The sequence below is a fragment of the Phyllobacterium trifolii genome (genome assembly GCF_014192095.1).
GTDB lineage: Bacteria > Pseudomonadota > Alphaproteobacteria > Rhizobiales > Rhizobiaceae > Phyllobacterium > Phyllobacterium trifolii.
On record NZ_JACHXN010000011.1, the window covers coordinates 35,932 to 55,133 of the forward strand.

18 protein-coding genes are annotated in these 19,202 nt (G+C 56.9%); 16 read left to right on the top strand and 2 right to left on the bottom strand.

What is annotated here, in order from left to right:
• Position 1: 1 nt before the first annotated feature.
• The 10 genes from murG (at position 2) to lpxC (ending at position 10,576) form a co-directional block, all read left to right on the top strand.
• Complete coding sequence (gene murG, locus FHS21_RS17090; RefSeq protein WP_112530132.1) at positions 2–1,129, top strand: undecaprenyldiphospho-muramoylpentapeptide beta-N-acetylglucosaminyltransferase; 1,128 nt, start codon at positions 2–4, stop codon at positions 1,127–1,129.
• Complete coding sequence (gene murC / locus FHS21_RS17095) at positions 1,126–2,526, top strand: UDP-N-acetylmuramate--L-alanine ligase (protein WP_112530130.1); 1,401 nt, start codon at positions 1,126–1,128, stop codon at positions 2,524–2,526. Before murG ends, murC begins: the two co-directional genes overlap by 4 nt.
• A 46-nt stretch (positions 2,527–2,572) precedes the next feature.
• Positions 2,573–3,547 (top strand): UDP-N-acetylmuramate dehydrogenase, encoded by a 975-nt coding sequence (gene murB / locus FHS21_RS17100; protein ID WP_112530128.1) that lies wholly within the window; start codon positions 2,573–2,575, stop codon positions 3,545–3,547.
• A gap of 51 nt (positions 3,548–3,598) precedes the next feature.
• Positions 3,599–3,880: a type II toxin-antitoxin system HicA family toxin gene (locus tag FHS21_RS17105; protein ID WP_246411077.1), complete on the top strand. Its 282-nt coding sequence runs from the start codon at positions 3,599–3,601 to the stop codon at positions 3,878–3,880.
• Positions 3,877–4,215, top strand: a complete 339-nt coding sequence (locus FHS21_RS17110; protein ID WP_112530124.1) for a type II toxin-antitoxin system HicB family antitoxin — start codon at positions 3,877–3,879, stop codon at positions 4,213–4,215. The genes FHS21_RS17105 and FHS21_RS17110 overlap by 4 nt, the downstream gene beginning before the upstream one ends.
• A gap of 219 nt (positions 4,216–4,434) precedes the next feature.
• Positions 4,435–5,361: a D-alanine--D-alanine ligase gene (locus FHS21_RS17115; protein WP_112530122.1), complete on the top strand. Its 927-nt coding sequence runs from the start codon at positions 4,435–4,437 to the stop codon at positions 5,359–5,361.
• Complete coding sequence (locus tag FHS21_RS17120; protein WP_112530120.1) at positions 5,349–6,290, top strand: cell division protein FtsQ/DivIB; 942 nt, start codon at positions 5,349–5,351, stop codon at positions 6,288–6,290. The genes FHS21_RS17115 and FHS21_RS17120 overlap by 13 nt, the downstream gene beginning before the upstream one ends.
• Positions 6,287–7,609, top strand: coding sequence for a cell division protein FtsA (gene ftsA, locus FHS21_RS17125; RefSeq protein ID WP_112530118.1), 1,323 nt, complete (start codon positions 6,287–6,289; stop codon positions 7,607–7,609). Before FHS21_RS17120 ends, ftsA begins: the two co-directional genes overlap by 4 nt.
• A 66-nt stretch (positions 7,610–7,675) precedes the next feature.
• Positions 7,676–9,355 carry a cell division protein FtsZ gene (gene ftsZ / locus FHS21_RS17130; RefSeq protein ID WP_112530116.1) on the top strand — a complete coding sequence of 560 codons (1,680 nt, stop codon included), beginning with the start codon at positions 7,676–7,678 and terminating at the stop codon, positions 9,353–9,355.
• A 261-nt stretch (positions 9,356–9,616) separates the two neighbouring features.
• The gene (lpxC, locus tag FHS21_RS17135; RefSeq protein ID WP_112530114.1) at positions 9,617–10,576 is read left to right on the top strand and encodes a UDP-3-O-acyl-N-acetylglucosamine deacetylase; all 960 of its coding nucleotides are present in this window, start codon (positions 9,617–9,619) and stop codon (positions 10,574–10,576) included.
• A gap of 6 nt (positions 10,577–10,582) precedes the next feature.
• Here lpxC and FHS21_RS17140 read toward each other — a convergent pair whose 3' ends face one another.
• The gene (locus FHS21_RS17140; protein ID WP_210283556.1) at positions 10,583–11,404 is read right to left on the bottom strand and encodes a LysR substrate-binding domain-containing protein; all 822 of its coding nucleotides are present in this window, start codon (positions 11,402–11,404) and stop codon (positions 10,583–10,585) included.
• A gap of 24 nt (positions 11,405–11,428) precedes the next feature.
• Between FHS21_RS17140 and FHS21_RS17145 the strand changes: the two genes are divergently transcribed.
• The 4 genes from FHS21_RS17145 (at position 11,429) to FHS21_RS17160 (ending at position 15,588) form a co-directional block, all read left to right on the top strand.
• The gene (locus FHS21_RS17145) at positions 11,429–11,818 is read left to right on the top strand and encodes a tautomerase family protein (protein WP_112530110.1); all 390 of its coding nucleotides are present in this window, start codon (positions 11,429–11,431) and stop codon (positions 11,816–11,818) included.
• Positions 11,819–12,087: 269 nt separating this feature from the next.
• The gene (locus FHS21_RS17150) at positions 12,088–12,924 is read left to right on the top strand and encodes an outer membrane protein assembly factor BamD (RefSeq protein ID WP_210000402.1); all 837 of its coding nucleotides are present in this window, start codon (positions 12,088–12,090) and stop codon (positions 12,922–12,924) included.
• A 77-nt stretch (positions 12,925–13,001) separates the two neighbouring features.
• Entirely contained in the window at positions 13,002–14,681 is a 1,680-nt protein-coding gene (recN, locus tag FHS21_RS17155) for a DNA repair protein RecN (RefSeq protein ID WP_183663276.1), read from the top strand.
• Positions 14,682–15,132: 451 nt separating this feature from the next.
• The gene (locus FHS21_RS17160; RefSeq protein WP_183663278.1) at positions 15,133–15,588 is read left to right on the top strand and encodes a hypothetical protein; all 456 of its coding nucleotides are present in this window, start codon (positions 15,133–15,135) and stop codon (positions 15,586–15,588) included.
• Between the two features lie 19 nt (positions 15,589–15,607).
• Here the strand turns inward: FHS21_RS17160 and FHS21_RS17165 are convergent, their stop codons facing one another.
• Complete coding sequence (locus FHS21_RS17165) at positions 15,608–16,144, bottom strand: hypothetical protein (protein WP_158482268.1); 537 nt, start codon at positions 16,142–16,144, stop codon at positions 15,608–15,610.
• A gap of 32 nt (positions 16,145–16,176) precedes the next feature.
• Between FHS21_RS17165 and ligA the strand changes: the two genes are divergently transcribed.
• Both ligA and FHS21_RS17175 read left to right on the top strand, forming a co-directional pair.
• Positions 16,177–18,321, top strand: coding sequence for an NAD-dependent DNA ligase LigA (gene ligA / locus FHS21_RS17170; protein WP_112530100.1), 2,145 nt, complete (start codon positions 16,177–16,179; stop codon positions 18,319–18,321).
• Positions 18,318–19,022 (top strand): DUF2461 domain-containing protein, encoded by a 705-nt coding sequence (locus FHS21_RS17175; RefSeq protein WP_112530098.1) that lies wholly within the window; start codon positions 18,318–18,320, stop codon positions 19,020–19,022. The genes ligA and FHS21_RS17175 overlap by 4 nt, the downstream gene beginning before the upstream one ends.
• The last annotated feature ends 180 nt before the right edge of the window (positions 19,023–19,202 follow it).

Here is a 19,202-nt window from a genome sequence, read left to right on the forward strand (position 1 = left end):
GATGTCCAAGGGGGTTATCTTTCTCGCTGCCGGGGGGACTGGCGGGCATCTTTTCCCGGCCGAAGCGCTTGCGCATGAATTGATAGAGCGTGGGTGGGATATCCATCTGGCGACCGACGAACGTGCACAACGCTTCACGGGCGCGTTTCCAGCCGAGCAGATACATGTCGTGAGATCTGCCACTATTGCGGGGCGCAATCCAGTTTCCTTGGCGAAGACCTTCTGGACCCTTTGGCTCGGCAACCTCGATTCGCGCAGGTTTTTCCGGACGTTTCAGCCAAAACTGGTTGCCGGATTTGGCGGTTATCCAACATTGCCACCACTCTACGCGGCGAGCAGCATGAAAATACCGACACTCATCCACGAGCAGAATGCAGTGATGGGACGTGCCAACAAGGCGCTGGCGGCTCGTGTCAATGCAATTGCTGGCGGCTTCTTGACCGATACCGGTGGACCATTTGCGCAAAAGACAATCACCACCGGAAATCCGGTGCGCCCGGCGGTCCTGGCAGAGGTGGGTAAGCCTTATAAAGCCTCGCAAGCGCACCAGCCCTTCCATTTTCTGGTTTTTGGCGGCAGTCAGGGTGCGCAATACTTCTCCACTGCCGTGCCGGCTGCCATCAAACTTCTGGCGCCGCAGGATCGCGCACGTCTTGTCGTGACGCAGCAGGCTCGCGCAGAAGATGAGTCTTATGTGCGCTCGGCCTACCAATCGCTTGGTATCACAGCAGAGGTTGCGCCGTTCTTTCTTGATATGCCGCGTCGCATCGCCGAATCCCATTTCGTTCTTTCGCGTTCGGGCGCTTCCACAGTTTCCGAGATAGCCGCCATCGGCCGGCCAGCCATTCTTGTGCCGTTCCCGCATGCCCTCGATCATGATCAGGCGGCAAATGCAGCGGCGCTCCAGGCCGCCGGCGGAGCGGACGTTATCAAACAGTCCGAGCTTTCCCCGGAGCGCATTGCGTCCATCCTGACAAGTGCGATGAACGAACCCACCCGTCTGGCATTTATTGCGGAAAAAGCCCGCACCACCGGCAAACCGCAAGCCACAAGGTTGCTTGCGGACCTCGCAGAAGCTATTGCGTCCGGTCAACGGATTGAAGATTTCAAAAAAGGAGTGCGTCCATGAAGATGCCGCTCAATATAGGCCTTGTTCATTTCATCGGTATCGGCGGTATCGGTATGAGTGGTATTGCCGAAGTATTACATAACCTTGGCTACAAGGTTCAAGGTTCCGATCAGGCTGACAGCGCCAATGTGCAGCGTTTGCGCGAAAAGGGTATCGAGATCTTCGTTGGCCACAAGGCGGAGAACGTAGGCGACGCCGAAGTCGTCGTTGTTTCAACCGCCATCAAGAAATCCAACCCTGAATTGATCGCGGCCCGAGAGAAGCTGCTTCCGGTCGTCCGCCGCGCCGAAATGCTGGCCGAACTCATGCGCTTTCGCAAGGCAGTTGCCATCGGCGGCACCCATGGCAAGACGACGACCACGTCCATGGTCGCTACTTTGCTCGATGCGGGCAATCTCGATCCAACGGTGATCAATGGCGGCATCATCAACGCCTATGGTACGAATGCCCGCATGGGTGAGGGCGACTGGATGGTCGTCGAGGCAGACGAGAGCGACGGCACGTTCCTGAAGCTTCCCGCTGATGTGGCGGTTGTCACCAACATCGATCCCGAGCATCTCGATCACTACGGCACGTTCGACAGGGTTCGCGAGGCTTTCCGGCAGTTCGTCGAGAATGTACCGTTTTACGGGTTCGGTGTGATGTGCCTTGACCACCCGGAAGTACAGTCGCTGGTATCGCGGATTGAGGATCGCCGGGTCATCACCTATGGGGAGAATCCGCAAGCGGATGTTCGTTTCGTCAATCTCGTCGTTGACGGCGCTGCCTCGCGTTTCGATGTTCATATCGCGAAGCGCAAGACAGGTGAGATCACCGAGATTACGGGGCTGCGCCTGCCCATGCCGGGCCGGCACAATGTTTCCAACGCCACAGCGGCGATTGCCGTAGCACATGAGCTTGGCATCTCACCCGACGATATCAAGAAGGGCTTGTCATCCTTCGGTGGGGTCAAGCGCCGGTTTACCCATACCGGTTCATGGGAGGGTGTCGAGATATTCGATGATTATGGCCACCATCCGGTCGAGATCAAAGCGGTATTGCGGGCGGCGCGGGATTCCGCGAAAGGCCGTGTGATCGCAGTCGTTCAACCGCATCGCTTCACACGGCTCGCCAGCCTCTTCGATGAGTTTGCAGCTTGCTTCAACGACGCCGACACGGTTGTCCTGGCGCCCGTTTATGCGGCTGGCGAAGACCCCATTCCGGGTGTGACTTCTGAGGCGCTGGTTTCGCGTATCAAAACCGCCGCACACCGTGACGCACGCTATATCGCGGGTCCGCAGGAGGTGGCTCCTTTGATCGCCGAGATCGCCAAGCCGGATGATTTCGTGATCTTTCTTGGGGCGGGCAACATTACCCAATGGGCCTATGCCTTGCCAAAGGAACTCGCAGCGCTCTAGATTTGGCGGTTGCTCCGACAGGGATGGTTCGGGCGGGAAGGATACAATGTATTCACTTATCGATGGCGAAGCCTTGCTGAAAAAGCTGGGAGATCGGTTCTCTGGTCTGCGCGGACGGCTGACACCCAATATGGGCATGGAAAAGGTCACATGGTTCCGCGCCGGCGGTCCAGCTGAAGTCATGTTTCAGCCTGCGGACGAGGAAGATTTGTCGGCATTCCTCAAAGCTGTCCCGCAAGAATATCCGATCCTCGTCGTCGGTATCGGCTCCAATCTCCTGGTGCGCGACGGCGGTATTCCGGGTTTCGTCGTCCGCCTCTCGGCCAAGGGTTTCGGCGAGGTTGAGCGGGTTGGCGATACGCAGTTGCGTGCGGGCACGGCTACGCCAGACAAGCGCGTGGCTGCTGCAGCCTTGGAGGCGGGCATCGCCGGGTTTCATTTCTATCACGGTATCCCTGGCGGGATCGGCGGCGCTCTGCGCATGAATGCCGGTGCGAACGGCGTTGAAACGCGTGAGCGTGTGGTGGAAGTGCGTGCCCTTGACCGCAAGGGCGAGGTTCGAATTCTTTCAAACGCCGACATGGGCTACGCCTATCGCCATTCCGGTGCGGCAAATGATCTGATCTTCACTTCGGCGCTGTTCGAAGGCGTGCCGGGTGATCGCGGGGAAATCCAGACGGCGATGGATGCGGTCCAGCAGCACCGTGAAACGGTACAACCTATCCGGGAAAAGACCGGCGGTTCGACGTTCAAGAACCCCGATGGCTCCTCTGCTTGGAAAGAGATCGACAAAGCCGGCGGGCGCGGCCTGATGATCGGTGGCGCTCAGATGTCACCCATGCATTGCAATTTCATGATCAACACCGGCACCGCCTCGGGGCATGACCTCGAGACGCTTGGCGAAACCATCCGTTCGCGGGTCGTGCAGAATTCGGGTGTTCGCCTGCATTGGGAAATCAAACGCCTTGGGCTTTTCCGCCCCGGCCATGAAGTCCACGAGTTTATGGGCCAGCTGCTCTGAGCTGGATCAAATAGCTTTTTCAAATAATTCATTGCTTGAATTTCATTGTGAATGGTACTGAAAAATGGTACTCAATTTATGAAGCGTAAACACCATATTACCTTGGTGCAGATTTTCGCTCGTCCAGTCAGTGGTTCAGTTCGCTGGGTAGATGTGGAAGCATTGTTTGTCGGTCTCGGTGCTGAAGTCAGCGAAAGAGAAGGCTCGCGTGTCGGTGTCGTTTTATTCGGCGAAGTTCGAGTGTTTCACCACCCGCATCCATCGCCGGATACCGACAAGGGTGCAATTGCGAGCATCAGAAAATGGCTGGAAAGCCATGGAGTGAAGCCATGAAAAATGTGATTGATATCGACGGTCACAAAGCTGTCGTTTCTCTTGATCCGGAAATCGGCATGATCCGTGGCGAATTTCTCGGATTGTCCGGTGGGGCCGATTTTTACGCGAGGAGCGTCGATGATCTGATTGTCGAGGGTCGTAAGTCGCTCAAGGTTTTCCTTGAGATGTGTGTTGAGAAAGGCATTCCTCCATTCCGCGAATTCTCTGGTCGTTTCAATGTACGCCTTGCTGCGGAACTTCACGAAGCTGCAGTCTTGGCAGCTGCTGCAGAAAACAAAAGTCTCAATGAATGGGTAGCCGACGCAATCGAGGCAGCTGCTCGCGCCGCATGATCTGCCTCCTCCTGACATATTTTTTTACCTGAATTTCCATTGTTGAATCATTGGGGACTTGTCAGCGAATCAACTCTCTGATTCTTTAGGGACAAGCGTTAACTGATTTGAGTCGGCTGGTTTTGCCAGTCTCGGGTATCTGCGGTCTTGGCCGCCGGATGTGCGCGGACTCATGTCTGTTTTCAGCTTTGATGGGGAAGTGTTCGAGGGGTTGCCTTCATGGCGAAAAAGCATGTTGCGGTGCTGATGGGTGGCTTTTCATCGGAGCGTCCGGTGTCGCTGTCTTCCGGCAATTCATGCGCCGATGCTTTGGAGGCTGAAGGCTATACCGTAACCCGCGTCGACGTTACTCGCGATATCGCCAGTGTATTGCATGAACTCAAGCCCGATGTCGCCTTCAATGCGCTGCACGGTCCGTTCGGCGAAGACGGCACCATCCAGGGCATTCTGGAGTACCTCGAAATTCCCTACACGCATTCAGGCGTGCTCGCGTCTGCTCTCGCGATGCACAAGGAGCAGGCGAAGATCGTTGCCAAGGCAGCTGGTATTCCTGTGGCTGAAGCCAAGACCATGAACCGCCTGGACTTCACCTCAAAGCATCCGATGAAGCCGCCTTACGTCGTGAAGCCCGTGAGCGAGGGCTCCAGTTTTGGTGTCGTCATCGTCAAGGAGGATCAGCCGCATCCACCGCAGATCATCACCTCAGCCGAATGGAAATATGGCGATAGCGTCATGGTTGAGCGCTACATATATGGGCGCGAATTGACCTGTGCTGTGATGGGCGATGTGGCCATTGGAGTGTGTGAAATCATCCCGGTCGGTCACCAGTTCTACGATTATGATTCAAAATATGTTGCAGGCGGATCAAATCATGTTGTTCCCGCTAAAATTTCACTAAAAATTTACCAAAAAATACAAACACTGGCACTCAAGGCGCATCAGGCAATTGGATGTAAAGGGATTAGCCGGTCGGACTTCCGTTACGACGACCGTTTTTCCGAGGATGGCGAGCTGATCTGGCTGGAAGTCAACACCCAGCCAGGCATGACTCCCACCTCTCTCGTGCCTGATATCGCCAAAGCTGCGGGGCATACCTTCGGTGAATTGTTGAGTTGGATGGTGGAGGACGCATCGTGTTTGCGTTGAAGGGCAAAAATGTGCACCCGCGAGGTGCTGTGCCGGTGTCTTCGGGCAGGTCGGCGACTTTTGGCCGCTTCCGGATCGTCCTGCCAAAAATCCTGCGCAAGCCTGTTCGCGTTCTTGCGCGCACCATCGAAGGCGAAGTCACCATTCCGAACCATGTCGGAACATTCGGTGCCTTGGCTTTCCTGGCTTTGACCGGAGCTTACGGCGCAATCCTTGGCGGTCATGCGCCCGAAGTGGTCAAGGTTACAACCTCGACGTTCGGCTTCGCCATTGAAGATGTGAAGGTCGTCGGCAACAAGGAGACGTCGGAAATCGACGTTCTCGGCGCTCTTGGCCTTGACGGCGAGACGTCTCTGGTCGGCTTGAGTGCTGCGGACGCCCAAAAAGCCGTAGCAGGATTGCCTTGGGTCGAATCCGTCGATGTGTTCAAGGTGTATCCGAACACGATCCAGATTTCGATCCACGAGCGCACCGCATTGGCGGTGTGGCAAAATGGCGATCAGCTTTCGGTGATCGATGCTGATGGCCGCATGATCGTACCTTTCAATGGCGGTCGCAGTGCTTCATTGCCGGTTGTCATAGGTGCAGGTGCTGACAAGCAGGCAAAGCTTCTCCTGACGCAGATGGCCGCCTTCCCGCAAATCGCTGCGGAGGTAAAGGCCTATCAGCGGGTCGGAGATCGCCGTTGGGATCTGGTGCTGAAAAACGGCGTCAGCCTGATGCTGCCGGAAACGCGTATCGACGAGGCCCTGACTGATATTGCCAATATGGACAGCAAGGCGGGGCTTTTGTCTCGCGATATTGCATCGGTCGATATGCGTCTGACGGACCGCGTAGTTGTCAGGCTGACACCGGAAGCAATGGTACAGCGTGTTGAGTATTTGAAGGCCCGTGACAAGGCGCCCAAGCGTTCGGAGAAGCGTGTATGAGTATTCTGAACGGAAAAGGTACATCGACAGGAGCGCCATCCGCCAAGCGGACGCGCTCGTTGACAGTTCTGGATATCGGTTCGAGCAAGGTCTGCTGCATCATCGCGCGTTTGCGTCCGCGTGAGGAAAGCGCGCATCTGCCAGGCCGTACACATCGCATCGAAGTTTTGGGAATTGGCCATCAGAAGTCGCGCGGCATCAAGTCGGGCGTCATCGTCAATCTGGATGCTGCCGAGCAGGCGATCCGTCTTGCCGTCGATGCCGCGGAGCGTATGGCGGGCCTTACGGTCGACTCGATGATCGTCAATATTTCGGCGGGCCGCCTGAAGAGTGAAAGCTTTTCGGCCAGTATCAATCTTGGTGGCCATGAGGTCGACCAAGCGGATATCCGCCGGGTGCTTGCAGCCGGTGCCAAGCAGGCGCTTGCCGCTGAACGTCATCTCGTGCATTCGCTCCCCATCGCCTATGGCCTAGATGGTGAACGCGGCATTCGCGATCCGCTCGGCATGATCGGCGATACGCTAGGCGTCGAAATGCATGTTCTGACTGCCGACGCAGCGCCGCTGCGCAATCTTGAGCTCTGCGTCAATCGCTGTCATTTGTCTGTCGAGGCGATGATCGCAACGCCTTACGCCAGCGGTCTTTCGGCGCTGGTCGATGATGAGGCCGAGATGGGCGCTGCTTGCATAGACATGGGCGGTGGAACGACGACGATTTCCGTGTTCTCCGAAGGCAAATTCATTCACGCCGATGCCATCGCCATTGGCGGCAACCATGTGACCATGGATGTTGCGCGGGGCCTTTCCGCTCATATGGACGACGCGGAGCGTCTGAAGGTCATGCACGGGTCTGCATTGCCAAGTGCTGCCGATGACCGGGACATGATCAGTGTCTCGCCGCTCGGCAACGATGCACGCGATGTTCCCAATCAATATCCACGCGCGGTACTGACCCGCATCATACGCGCTCGCGTAGAGGAAACGCTGGAACTCGCGCGTGACCGCCTCAATCAGTCCGGCTACGGCCAGATTGTCGGCAAGCGCGTGGTGCTTACGGGCGGCGCCAGTCAGTTGGCGGGATTGCCGGAGGCGGCACGCCGCATTCTGGCCCGCAACGTGCGTATTGGCCGTCCTCTTGGTGTCACGGGGCTTCCCGAAGCCGCCAAGGGTCCGGCTTTCTCTGCAGCGGTTGGTCTTCTGATTTATCCGCAAGTAGCAGGAATTGAGGAGCGTTCTGTAAAGGCTGGTTCATCTTCGTTGATGACAGGCACAGGTGGGCGTTTTCAGCGTATCAGCCAATGGCTGAAAGAGAGTTTTTAATCAATCGGGGAAACCCAAAAAAACACCGCAGCGGCGAGGCGGTAGAGACGAAAAGGAACGAAACAAATGAGTATCAATCTGCAAAAGCCGGACATTACCGAGCTTAAGCCACGGATCACCGTATTCGGTGTTGGCGGTGGTGGTGGCAACGCGGTCAATAACATGATCAATGCCGGTTTGCGCGGTGTTGAATTTGTCGTGGCCAATACCGACGCACAGGCGCTGTCACAGTCGAAGGCTGAACGTCTGGTTCAACTTGGTGCCGCTGTGACCGAAGGCCTTGGCGCAGGCTCGCAGCCGGAAGTTGGCCGCGCAGCAGCCGAAGAATGCATCGACGAGATCAATGATCATCTCCAGGGCACCCACATGTGCTTCGTCACTGCCGGCATGGGTGGCGGCACCGGCACAGGCGCCGCTCCAGTCGTTGCCCGGGCGGCACGCGAAAAGGGTATCTTGACCGTTGGCGTCGTCACCAAGCCTTTCCATTTCGAAGGTCAGCGCCGCATGCGCACCGCCGATATGGGTATTGCTGATCTGCAGAAGAACGTCGATACGCTCATCGTCATTCCGAACCAGAACCTCTTCCGCATTGCCAATGACAAGACAACCTTTGCCGATGCCTTTGCGATGGCCGATCAGGTTCTCTACTCCGGTGTTGCCTGCATCACCGATCTGATGGTGAAGGAAGGCCTGATCAATCTCGACTTTGCCGACGTTCGTTCGGTCATGCGCGAGATGGGCAAGGCGATGATGGGCACCGGCGAAGCATCCGGTGATGGCCGCGCAATGGCTGCCGCTGAAGCTGCAATTGCCAATCCGCTGCTTGATGAAACCTCCATGCGTGGCGCCAAGGGTCTGCTGATTTCGATCACCGGTGGTCGCGACATGACGCTCTTTGAAGTCGATGAGGCTGCAACTCGTATCCGTGAGGAAGTTGACCAGGATGCCAATATCATCCTCGGCGCTACCTTTGACGAAAGCCTCGAAGGCATCATCCGCGTTTCTGTCGTGGCAACTGGCATCGATAAGCAGATTGGAGAGTCGGCGCCCGCGCCGATCGAATTTCGCCAGCCTCTGAAGCCCATTGCCAAGCCCGCGCAGCAGGCCGCCGCAAGTTCAAACGTACGTCCGGTTGTCCAGCAGCCGGCCGCACGGGTAGCGGACCCTGTGGCCGACGCGATCCGCGCTGCGGAGCAGGAGGTGGTGCAGCGTGCTCCACAGCCCGCCGAGGAATTCCGTCCACAGAGCCGCATTTTCCAGGCTCCGGCGCCGGAAGTCTTTGATGCTCCATTCGCTGCCGCGCCCCAGGCTCCGGTGCATCAGCCCGCTCCGCAGATGCAGGCTGCACCCGCACCGCAGCCGGCTGCACCACGCATGCCGAATGTCGCTGATTTCCCGCCTGTGGTTCAGGCAGAACTCAATGCCCGCGACATGGGAAGCCGTGAGAGCAATCGCGAACCTTCCTATGACAGCCAGGAAGATCGTGGTCCGATGGGTCTTCTCAAGCGCCTCACTGCCGGTTTGACTCGCCGCGAAGACGAGACCGCCCGGCTCGAACCAGCGCAACCGCGCGAACCCGCGATGCGTCCGGTAGAACAGCGCCGGCCGCTTTCGCAAGATGCGTCGATCTATGCGCCTCGCCGTGGACAGCTCGATGAGCAGGGGCGAGTTCAGCCCCAGGCACGCCAGGCTTCCGAAGACGATCAGCTTGAAATTCCGGCTTTCCTTCGTCGTCAGGCCAACTGATCTGATCACGGATTGTTAAAGGATATGAATTCCGCCATTGCCTCAATGGCGGAATTTTTCTTTCAAGCCATTGAAAGGCCAAAGAAACGACTTAGCTGATGGCGCAATGGTTTCGTTACAAACGTCGCGAAACCGTGATTTTGCTTCATGGGATGCCGACTGTATCTTGCGCCGCAAAATAACGATGAGCGATGCTGATTCCAGAAACGTGCAGCGCCGCAAGTTAATGTCGAAAACCGGATAGATGATCCGGGGCGGTACATGGGCACGAGGTTTCAATTGCGCGACTACCAGACAACAATCGCCGAGCGAATAACGCTTTCAGGAGCTGGTGTGCACAGCGGTGCGCCGGTGACGATTACTTTCGTCCAGGCCGAACCCGATACGGGCCTCGTTTTCCACAGGCTCGACGGAAGTGGCGCCAGCCACGAAATCAAGGCGCTTGTATCGGAAGTCGGGACGACCGATCTGTCGACCACGCTTGCCAACAGGGCAGGGGTGACGATCAGCACAGTCGAACACGTCATGGCAGCCATCGCCGGTTCGGGCATCGACAACATGATCATCGAGATCGACGGCCCCGAAGTGCCAATTCTCGACGGAACATCCTCGGTGTTCCTCGACGCATTCGAGCAGGCCGGTTTTGTGCGGCAAGCGGCGAAACGCCGTTTCATCCGCATCCTCAAGACATCGCGTATCGAGGCCGGGGCATCCTGGGCCGAGTTCCGTCCTTATGATGGAACGCGCTATGAGGTCGAAATCGATTTTGAAACGCCAGTCATCGGTCGTCAGAGATTTGCCGCCGATATGGATGAGACGGTTTTCCGGAAGGAAATTTCGCGGGCGCGCACCTTCGGTTTCATGCGCGACGTGGAAAAGCTCTGGGCGGCAGGCCTGGCGCTGGGTTCATCACTCGATAACTCGCTGGTCATCGGCGATGATCACTCCGTCATCAATCCGGGTGGCCTTCGCTACAAGGATGAGTTTGTTCGTCACAAGGCGCTGGACGCCATCGGCGATCTTGCCCTTGCTGGCGCGCCGTTCATTGGTTGCTTCCGCTCGTATCGCGGCGGGCACCGGCTGAATGCGGCGGCGCTCCGCGCACTCCTCTCCGATCATACGGCGTTCGAGATCGTCGAAATGGCCGGTAAACGTGGCCAGTCGCGCGGCGCATCGCTTGTTGCCGTAAACGCTCCCGTTTTTGCACCTTGGGCGATCTGAAGCCTGTCAGTACGCTGGTACCGCATCGTGCACCGCTTGCAGCATGATCGATGCGAGGCGTGCGGTTGCCGGATCTGATTGCGCTTGCGATCGATGAAGAACAAGTCCGAGAGAAGGCAGCGGTGGCAGTCCGCTGTCAGCCGGCACCAGAGGTTGTACGCTTGGCGGTAGCCCGAACGGGGTGCGAATGGTTACGCCTAGGCCTGCTGCCGTTGCAGCCCATAATCCCGCCAGGCTAGGACTGACAAACGACTGCCGCCAAGGTATGCCGGCGCGGTCGAGTGCGCTCGTGGCGGCGGTGCGCAAGAGGCAGGGTGCTTCCAGCGACGCAAGAGGCAATGGTTCGTCTGCGGATGCTCGCCAGTTTCTTGGCTCGCTGGCGGGGCCAACCCAGCACATTGGTAAATCCTTGATGTGGTCGGAGTGCGGTGTCGTCACAGATGCATCATTCCAGGCCAACGCCAGATCAAGGCGATCGGTAGTGATGCGATCGATCAATTCGGCATTGCGTGCCACGCGTGCCTCGATCCTTACCTTTGGATGAGCGCGGGCGAACTGTCCGAGGACTTCCGGAAGAATGGTTTCGCCGAAATCCTCCTGCAATCCGAGCCGCACCCACCCGGCAAGCTCGGTGCCTTGGATCGCCGTCGCGGCTTCATCGTTCAGGTCGAGCAGCCTGCGAGCATAGGCCAGCATTGTTTCGCCGGCTTCCGTTAGCGCCAGCCCGCGCCCCGCCTTGACGAAGATCGCCGTTTCCGTCTGCTGCTCGAGTTTCTTCAGTTGCGCACTGACAGCCGAGGTGGAGCGGCCAAGCCGCGCCGGCGTCAAGTCTTTTAAAGAAAGGATAGTTCCATGCCCTTCACCCGCATTTCGCTTCTCGAAGGAAAATCACCCGAATATCTGGCAGCCGTTTCCGATAGCCTGCATCAAGCCATGGTCGAGGCATTCAATGTTCCGCTTGCGGATCGTTTCCAGGCCATTCACCAGCATCGCCCAGGCGAGTTCGTGTTCGACCGCAATTATTTTGGCGGTCCGCGTTCAGACGACTTTATGGTGTTCGAGATTACTATCGCCAGAACCCGTGATGCCGCGACGAAACAGGCATTCTACAAACGCTTGGTCAAGCTGCTTGGTGAGGCGCCCGGCGTCAGACCGGAGGACGTCATGATAATCATCAGCACTTCAAGCCGGGATGAATTGTCTTTCAGTAATGGTGAAGCCCAGTTGCTTGAAAACGAATAGTCTAAGCAAAATAAGCGAATCTTAGGGATTTACAGTTCATTTTCGGCTCCGCCACAAAATTGGACGATTACATGGCAATAAGATTGCTGATTCTCGTCGCTTGTGGTTTATGACCGCCCAACCGACGGTAGATTGACTATGCCTAGAGTGTGGGCTGCAAACGTGATATCGGGTTTGCGATCATTGCTCTTAAATTATTATGTGGGGCCGGAAACAGCATGGCGAATAGCAGAATGTCGATGAATAAGGGCTTTGGGGGCAAGGCCAGGATGGCCTTTCTACTCCTTCCAGTCGCCAGCGCTATAGCCATTTCCGGTTGTGCTTCGAAGGACGATGACATCGATCTCAACGCCTATGTCGACACGATCGAACCTGCAGACGTTCTTTATAACCAGGCTCTGGCCAATCTGAATTCCGGCCGTCTCGATGAGGCTGCCAAGAAATTCGATGCTGTCGACCGCCAGCATCCCTATTCGGAATTTGCCCGCAAATCGCTGGTGATGGGTGCGTTCGCCAATTATCGTGCAGGCAAATATGACGAGTCGATTGCCATGACCAAGCGCTACATTGCGCTTTATCCAACGCAGCCAGAGGCGGCTTACGCTTATTACATCACCGGCCTTTGCTACTATCGCCAGATTCCCGATGTGACACGCGAGCAGAGCATGACTCGCCGCTCGATTGCTGCGTTCAACGAGGTCGTCGAACGTTACCCCGATTCCGAGTACGTCGAGGATTCCAAGCAAAAGATCCGCTTCGGCCGCGATCAGCTCGCCGGCAAGGAAATGCAGGTCGGCCGTTATTATCTCGAACGCAAGGAATATCTGGCAGCGATCAAGCGCTTCCGCGGCGTTGTCGAGCAATATTCGAACACGCGCCAGGTGGAGGAAGCCTTGGCCCGCTTGGTTGAAGCCTATTACGCCTTGGGCATCACCAATGAAGCCCAGACAGCGGCCGCGGTTCTCGGCCAGAATTATCCGGACAGCGAGTGGTACAAAGACAGCTACAAACTGCTGCAAAGTGGCGGGCTTGAACCTCGACAGAACGCCGGCTCATGGCTATCCAAAGCCGCAGAGGCTATCACCGGTGGTAAAGACGGCGTCTAAAGCGATTCCAGGAGAAGTGGGAACCGGTTTTCCGTCCGGAATTGCGTAAAAACGAAGAAACCCTAACCTGAGCAACCATGCTTTCGCATCTGTCGATCCGCGATATAGTTCTGATTGAACGGCTCGACATCGAGTTTCGCGAAGGTCTGTCGGTGCTGACCGGCGAGACAGGTGCAGGTAAATCCATACTGCTCGATGCTTTGTCGCTTGCCTTGGGCTCGCGGGGCGATGCCTCGCTCGTGCGACATGGCGCTGAACAGGGTCAAGTTACCGCTGTCTTCGATGTCGTAGGAAGCCATCCGGCCCGCGCGCTGCTGCGTGAAAATGACATTGAAGACGATGGCGATATCATCCTGCGCCGTGTGCAGAATGCCGATGGCCGCAGTCGGGTTTTCATCAATGATCAGGCCGCAAGTGTCACGCTGCTGAAAGAACTTGGACGCAGGCTTGTCGAAATCCATGGCCAGCATGACGACCGTGCGCTTGTCGATCTCGATATCCACCGTACCTTGCTCGATGCCTTTGGAGCGCTTGAAATCAAGGCGGCGCTCGTGCGTACACTTCACAAGACCTGGCGCGATACGGAACACACGCTGGTCCGCCACCGTGCCAAGGTGGAAGCGGCGACCCGCGAGGCCGACTATCTGCGCGCCTCTGTTGAAGAACTTGCAAAGCTCGATCCGGAACCGCTGGAAGAAGAGACATTGGCGATCAGGCGCACGGACATGATGCGTTCGGAAAAGATCGCGGGCGATGTCAATGATGCCAATGAGGTGCTGTCCGGCAGCGCGTCTCCCGTGCCTTCCCTTGCCAGCCTCGTCCGCAGGCTGGAACGCAAGGTGCCGGAAGCTCCGCAGCTGCTGGAGCCGGTCGTCAAGGCCATCGACGAGGCCCTGAATGCGTTGGCGGAGGCGCAGAATGGCATCGAACAGGCGATCCGCGCCATTGATTTTGACCCGCGTGTGCTTGAGCAAACGGAGGAGCGGCTGTTCGCTCTGCGTGCCGCTGCGCGAAAGTATTCCGTTGCCGTCGATGACCTTCCCGCGTTGCGTGACCGGATGGATGCGGATCTTGCCGATATCGACGCGGGAGCCGAGCGGCTGGCAGCGCTAGAGAAAGAGGCGCAGGCCGCACGCGATGCCTATGATCTGGCGGCACGCGCACTTTCAAAAGACCGCCGTGAGACTGCCGAGCATTTGAAACAGGCTGTCATGGCGGAACTGCCCGCCCTGAAACTCGAGCGCGCCGAGTTCATCGTCGAGATGACGACGGATGCAGAGAGCCGCACAGCGGATGGGATCGACACGGTCGAATATTGGGTGCGGACCAATCCGGGCACACGCGCCGGTCCCATGATGAAGGTCGCGTCCGGCGGTGAGCTCTCGCGCTTTCTGCTGGCGCTGAAAGTAGCCCTTGCTGATCGCGGCTCGGCGCCGACGCTGGTGTTCGACGAGATCGACACGGGTGTGGGCGGTGCGGTCGCCGACGCTATTGGCCAGCGTCTGCGGCGCCTTGCGGGTACAGTTCAAGTTCTCTCCGTCACGCATGCGCCGCAGGTTGCTGCAAGGGCTCAGACACATTTCCTTATCGCCAAGGCGGCCGCTGGCAATGACCGCGTGGCGACATCCATACGGGCAATGGAAACCGGCGACAGGCAGGAAGAAATCGCCCGCATGCTGGCTGGCGCCAGCGTCACCGACGAAGCGCGCGCCGCAGCGCTGCGGTTGCTGCGGGAAAACGCCGCCCACGCACCTTAGGCACCGAAGCTCCTGAACGCGCGGTATTGATGGCATTCCAGTGGTTCTCACTGGTCACTTATCCACACTCACTTTTGCCGCCGTATCATTGTCTCAACGCAACGGGACACGACACGATGAACCCTCTCAATTCACTGGAATACCGCAAGGCTTTTAACGACTATCTCCGCCGTGGAACTCCCATACGCTTGTCGCTAAAGGCGGAAGACCTGGGCCACCAGACCACACATTATATCTGGCGCACGCGCGGCGATCCGCAGGTGCGCCCTTCTCACATTGAAAACAACGGAAAACTATTTGCCTGGATAGTCCACCGGAAACCGGACACCCGGGTGAAGATTACGGCTGCCGCTGTACAGCGGAGCCCTATGAACGAGGGGACAGCGAATATGCCTATCAGACAATCACCAGCGACATCGATGACTGGCCGAATCAATGGTCGGACGTAGACTTGGTTTGGCACTATTATTTCGGTCATGGCCGAGGACTAACGTTGGCCGAAATAGGACATTTGGCCGACGTAGTCCACTATTTCTTCTACACATTAAATATCTATGATCGTATCAATGCACAAATTGTAGACGCGGCAAGAAAAGTATCTTCGGGTGATTTTCATTGGAGCTTTACAAACTCCTATGACTTCGTGCGTTATCTTTACGTCTTTGGAGGTAGTGTAGTTAGTGGTGATTTTTCCGGAAATATTCTTCATGGGAATGGAGTGATGATTATCGAAGGTGAGATATCATACCAATATTCAGATGAATTTACCGATCCTTTTGATATACGCGAAGGCGAACTCGGCTCATCCACCCTTAAACCCTCCTCTTCGCAGTGGACAGAGGCAGGAGGTACACATTTCCGATCGCTGGTTCTTGGGTCACTAGCTTCAAAAGTGAAGTTAAGTTGAATGCAGCCGAGAGTATGTTTCAATAGCTAGACAGATTGGGACTTATCCAAATATCCATGAAAAAATTGTAAACTATATACATTCCCAATACCCATGTCGGAATGCTCAGCACTAGCAGAACAGTGCTGATCCATTCACCGACTGATTCATCCGTTTCTCGAATTCGGCGACGGTGCCAGATGCGCCATAATGATTCCAATCCTCCCACAAATCCAATGACCGGAATCCAACCCAGCAGCAGGAAAAAACCTAGGCGACCGCGAGGGACCAGGCCTTTGCATTCGATATGCTCTTGAACGAAACCATCTCGAAAGTGTGATTGGCAGGAATTGTAAGCGTGCCATCCTAAGGTTTGATACCAGCCTATCGCAGCAACGAGTATCACATACCCAAGGCCAATGGCCGCAACCAATCGCCCCGCACGCAACCAAGATTTCGCCTCAGGCCTGACACTGAAAATCAGCGCAGGTGGCAGGACGATAAGAAGCCAGAACCAATAATTCACCAAGATGCTGGAATCGCTTTCTCTTCCGCCAAAGGATGGATAACGTTGCACGGATGACAATGCGCAACAATTAGACGTTAGATATGGCAGATATTCCCGTAGAACAATTGAGCGAGGCGGATGCCGCTGAGGAGCTTGGCCGCCTTGCTGCCGAGATTGCCCAGCACGACTACCGCTACAATACGGAAGACGCCCCGATCATCTCGGATGCGGAGTATGATGCGCTGCGGCGCCGCAATCTCGCAATCGAACAGCGTTTTCCGCATCTGAGGCGTGAGGACTCGCCATCGAACAAAGTCGGTGCCGTCGCATCGGAGAAGTTCGGCAAGGTAACCCATTCCATTCCCATGCTGTCGCTGGACAACGCCTTTCATGACAGCGATGTCGAGGATTTCGTCGGCCGCATCCGCAGGTTTCTCAAACTTGGGGCGGACGCGAAGATTGGCATTACGGCGGAACCCAAGATCGATGGCCTGTCGCTTTCCCTCCGCTACGAGCTTGGCAGGCTGGTGACGGCGGCAACCCGCGGCGACGGGACCACAGGCGAAAACGTCACGCTCAATGCCCGGACAGTTGCGAGTATCCCCAATGTGCTCAGCGGCAAGCCGCCCGAGGCGCTGGAGGTGCGCGGCGAGGTCTATATGAGCCACGCGGATTTCGCAGCGTTGAACGAGCGGCAGGCCAAGGACGGCAAGCAGATTTTCGCCAATCCGCGCAATGCGGCGGCGGGCTCCTTGCGCCAGCTCGACCCCACGATCACTGCTTCGCGGCCGCTGCAATTCTTTGCCTATGCCTGGGGTGAGGTCAGCGAGATGCCCGCCAAGACGCAAATGGGCATGGTCGAAGCGTTCAAATCCTATGGCTTCCGCGTCAACCCGCTGATGCAACGGTTCGAGACGGTAGAAGCACTGGTGAAGCACTATCACCAGATCGAGGAACAGCGGGCGCTGCTCGGCTACGATATCGATGGCGTGGTCTACAAAGTTGATGATCTGGCGCTGCAGCAACGTCTTGGCTTTGTCTCGCGCAGCCCTCGCTGGGCGATCGCACATAAATTCCCGGCTGAACGGGCGATGACCATCCTCAAGGGCATCGACATTCAGGTTGGCCGTACCGGTGCGCTGACGCCGGTCGCGCGGCTTGAGCCTGTCACGGTTGGCGGGGTGGTCGTCACCAATGTGACCTTGCACAATGAGGACTACATCAAGGGTATCGGCCAGAATGGCCAGCCCATCCGCGAGGGGCGGGACCTGCGCATTGGCGATACGGTCGTGGTGCAGCGTGCCGGCGATGTCATCCCGCAGATTGTCGATATCGTCGCCGACAAGCCGCGCGGAACGACACCCTATAAGTTCCCGGATATTTGCCCCGCTTGCGGTTCCCACGCGGTGCGTGAGGAAGGCGAGGCGGTGCGGCGCTGCACGGGTGGGTTGATCTGCCCGGCGCAGGCGGTAGAGCGCATCCGGCATTTCGTCTCGCGCAATGCCTTCGATATCGAGGGCCTCGGCGAGAAGCAGGTGGAGTTCTTCTTCAAGTCGGAGGATCCGGCGCTGCATATCGGCACGCCTGCAGATATTTTCACGCTGAGTAAGCGTCAGGCGGCTTCGTTGGCGAAGCTCGAAAACATCGATGGTTTCGGCGCGACTTCGGTAAAGAAACTTTACGACGCGATCGATGACCGGCGCGAAGTTTCGCTGAGCCGCTTCGTCTACGCGCTTGGCATTCGCCATGTGGGAGAGGTCAATGCCAAGCGGCTTGCCAGGGCCTACCGTTCTTATGAGGCGCTTGCCAGTGTTGCCATGGCCGCGGAACCGCCCAAGGACAAAGCGGACAAGGGCAACGATGCGTGGCGCGAATTGAACGAAGTCGAGGGTATCGGCAGTATCGTCGCCGAGGCGCTGGTTGATTTCTATGCCGAGGAGCACAATCGCCACGCTCTCGATGCGCTCCTTGCCGAGGTCACGCCGCTCGATGAAGAAGTCAGAACCGTGAGCCACTCGCCGGTGGCAGGCAAGACCATCGTCTTCACCGGGTCGCTTGAGCGGATGTCGCGGGACGAGGCCAAGGCAATGGCCGAACGTTATGGCGCCAAGACGGCGGGTTCCGTCTCCAAGAAAACCGATCTCGTGGTGGCGGGCCCCGGCGCAGGATCGAAACTTGCACAAGCCCAGACACTCGGCATTGAAGTCATCGATGAGGATTCCTGGTTTACACTGGTGGGCGCATGAGCGACGTGGTTTTCAAAGGCTTTGGCGAAAAGGCACTGCCCTTTCTGAAAGCGCTCGATTTCCACCAGAACCGCGAATGGTTTCTCGAGAACAAGGATATTTTCGAGGCTCATCTCTACGAACCGCTGGGCGATCTGGTCGAAGATCTGATGGCCCGGTTCGAAAAGGCAGGTCTGCCGTTCCGGGGAGATCGCAAGAAGTCGCAATTCCGTATCAAGCGCGATGTGCGCTTTTCCAAAGACAAAAGTCCGTATAACCGCCACTTGTCCGCGCTGCTTTCACCAGATGGCACGAAGTGGGCCGAAAGCGGCTGTTTCTATGTCTGCATCGGCCACGAAGATTATCGTGGCTGTTATGCCGCTGTCGCATGGTGGCAGCAGAAGCCCGAACTCCTGCTCGCGATGCGCAAGGCCATTGTCGACAAGCCGGAGAACTATCGCGCCATGGTCAAGGCGCTCAAGAAAAATGGGCTGGCGATGAAAGATACGGATGCATTGAAGCGTACGCCGCGCGGATTTGAATCGGTCACGGATGCTGATTTGATCGAAGCCTTGCGCAACCGGAATTTCGTCGTCCGCTATCCGATCGATCCCGCCAATATCACGTCGCCAAAGCTTGCGGATGATCTTCTCGATTTTGCGGTGCGTGCCAAGCCGCTGATCGATTGGGGCAGGGTAATCGAAGGCACTGCAACCTCCTGATTCATATCATTTTTGCCGCAGTTCAGATTGCAAATGCCGGATTGTGACAATGTGTAATTAATTAATGTTGACTTTTATAGTCTAGTTTTAGTAGTGAACATTTGTACAGCGTGGACACGCGCTGTTTATTTGCTCAGCAAGCCACTGACCCACAACGATATTTTCGTGTGACGTAAGCCA

What these genes read in the sequence shown, in the direction of transcription:
- ftsA (WP_112530118.1), top strand. Translation starts at nt 6,287, where the DNA reads ATGAGTATTCTGAACGGAAAAGGTACATCGACAGGAGCGCCATCCGCC.
- FHS21_RS17115 (WP_112530122.1), top strand. Translation starts at nt 4,435, where the DNA reads ATGGCGAAAAAGCATGTTGCGGTGCTGATGGGTGGCTTTTCATCGGAG.
- FHS21_RS17175 (WP_112530098.1), top strand. Translation starts at nt 18,318, where the DNA reads ATGAGCGACGTGGTTTTCAAAGGCTTTGGCGAAAAGGCACTGCCCTTT.
- murG (WP_112530132.1), top strand. Translation starts at nt 2, where the DNA reads ATGTCCAAGGGGGTTATCTTTCTCGCTGCCGGGGGGACTGGCGGGCAT.
- FHS21_RS17110 (WP_112530124.1), top strand. Translation starts at nt 3,877, where the DNA reads ATGAAAAATGTGATTGATATCGACGGTCACAAAGCTGTCGTTTCTCTT.
- ligA (WP_112530100.1), top strand. Translation starts at nt 16,177, where the DNA reads ATGGCAGATATTCCCGTAGAACAATTGAGCGAGGCGGATGCCGCTGAG.
- ftsZ (WP_112530116.1), top strand. Translation starts at nt 7,676, where the DNA reads ATGAGTATCAATCTGCAAAAGCCGGACATTACCGAGCTTAAGCCACGG.
- murB (WP_112530128.1), top strand. Translation starts at nt 2,573, where the DNA reads ATGTATTCACTTATCGATGGCGAAGCCTTGCTGAAAAAGCTGGGAGAT.
- FHS21_RS17105 (WP_246411077.1), top strand. Translation starts at nt 3,599, where the DNA reads ATGGTACTGAAAAATGGTACTCAATTTATGAAGCGTAAACACCATATT.
- lpxC (WP_112530114.1), top strand. Translation starts at nt 9,617, where the DNA reads ATGGGCACGAGGTTTCAATTGCGCGACTACCAGACAACAATCGCCGAG.
- murC (WP_112530130.1), top strand. Translation starts at nt 1,126, where the DNA reads ATGAAGATGCCGCTCAATATAGGCCTTGTTCATTTCATCGGTATCGGC.
- FHS21_RS17150 (WP_210000402.1), top strand. Translation starts at nt 12,088, where the DNA reads ATGGCCTTTCTACTCCTTCCAGTCGCCAGCGCTATAGCCATTTCCGGT.
- recN (WP_183663276.1), top strand. Translation starts at nt 13,002, where the DNA reads ATGCTTTCGCATCTGTCGATCCGCGATATAGTTCTGATTGAACGGCTC.
- FHS21_RS17145 (WP_112530110.1), top strand. Translation starts at nt 11,429, where the DNA reads ATGCCCTTCACCCGCATTTCGCTTCTCGAAGGAAAATCACCCGAATAT.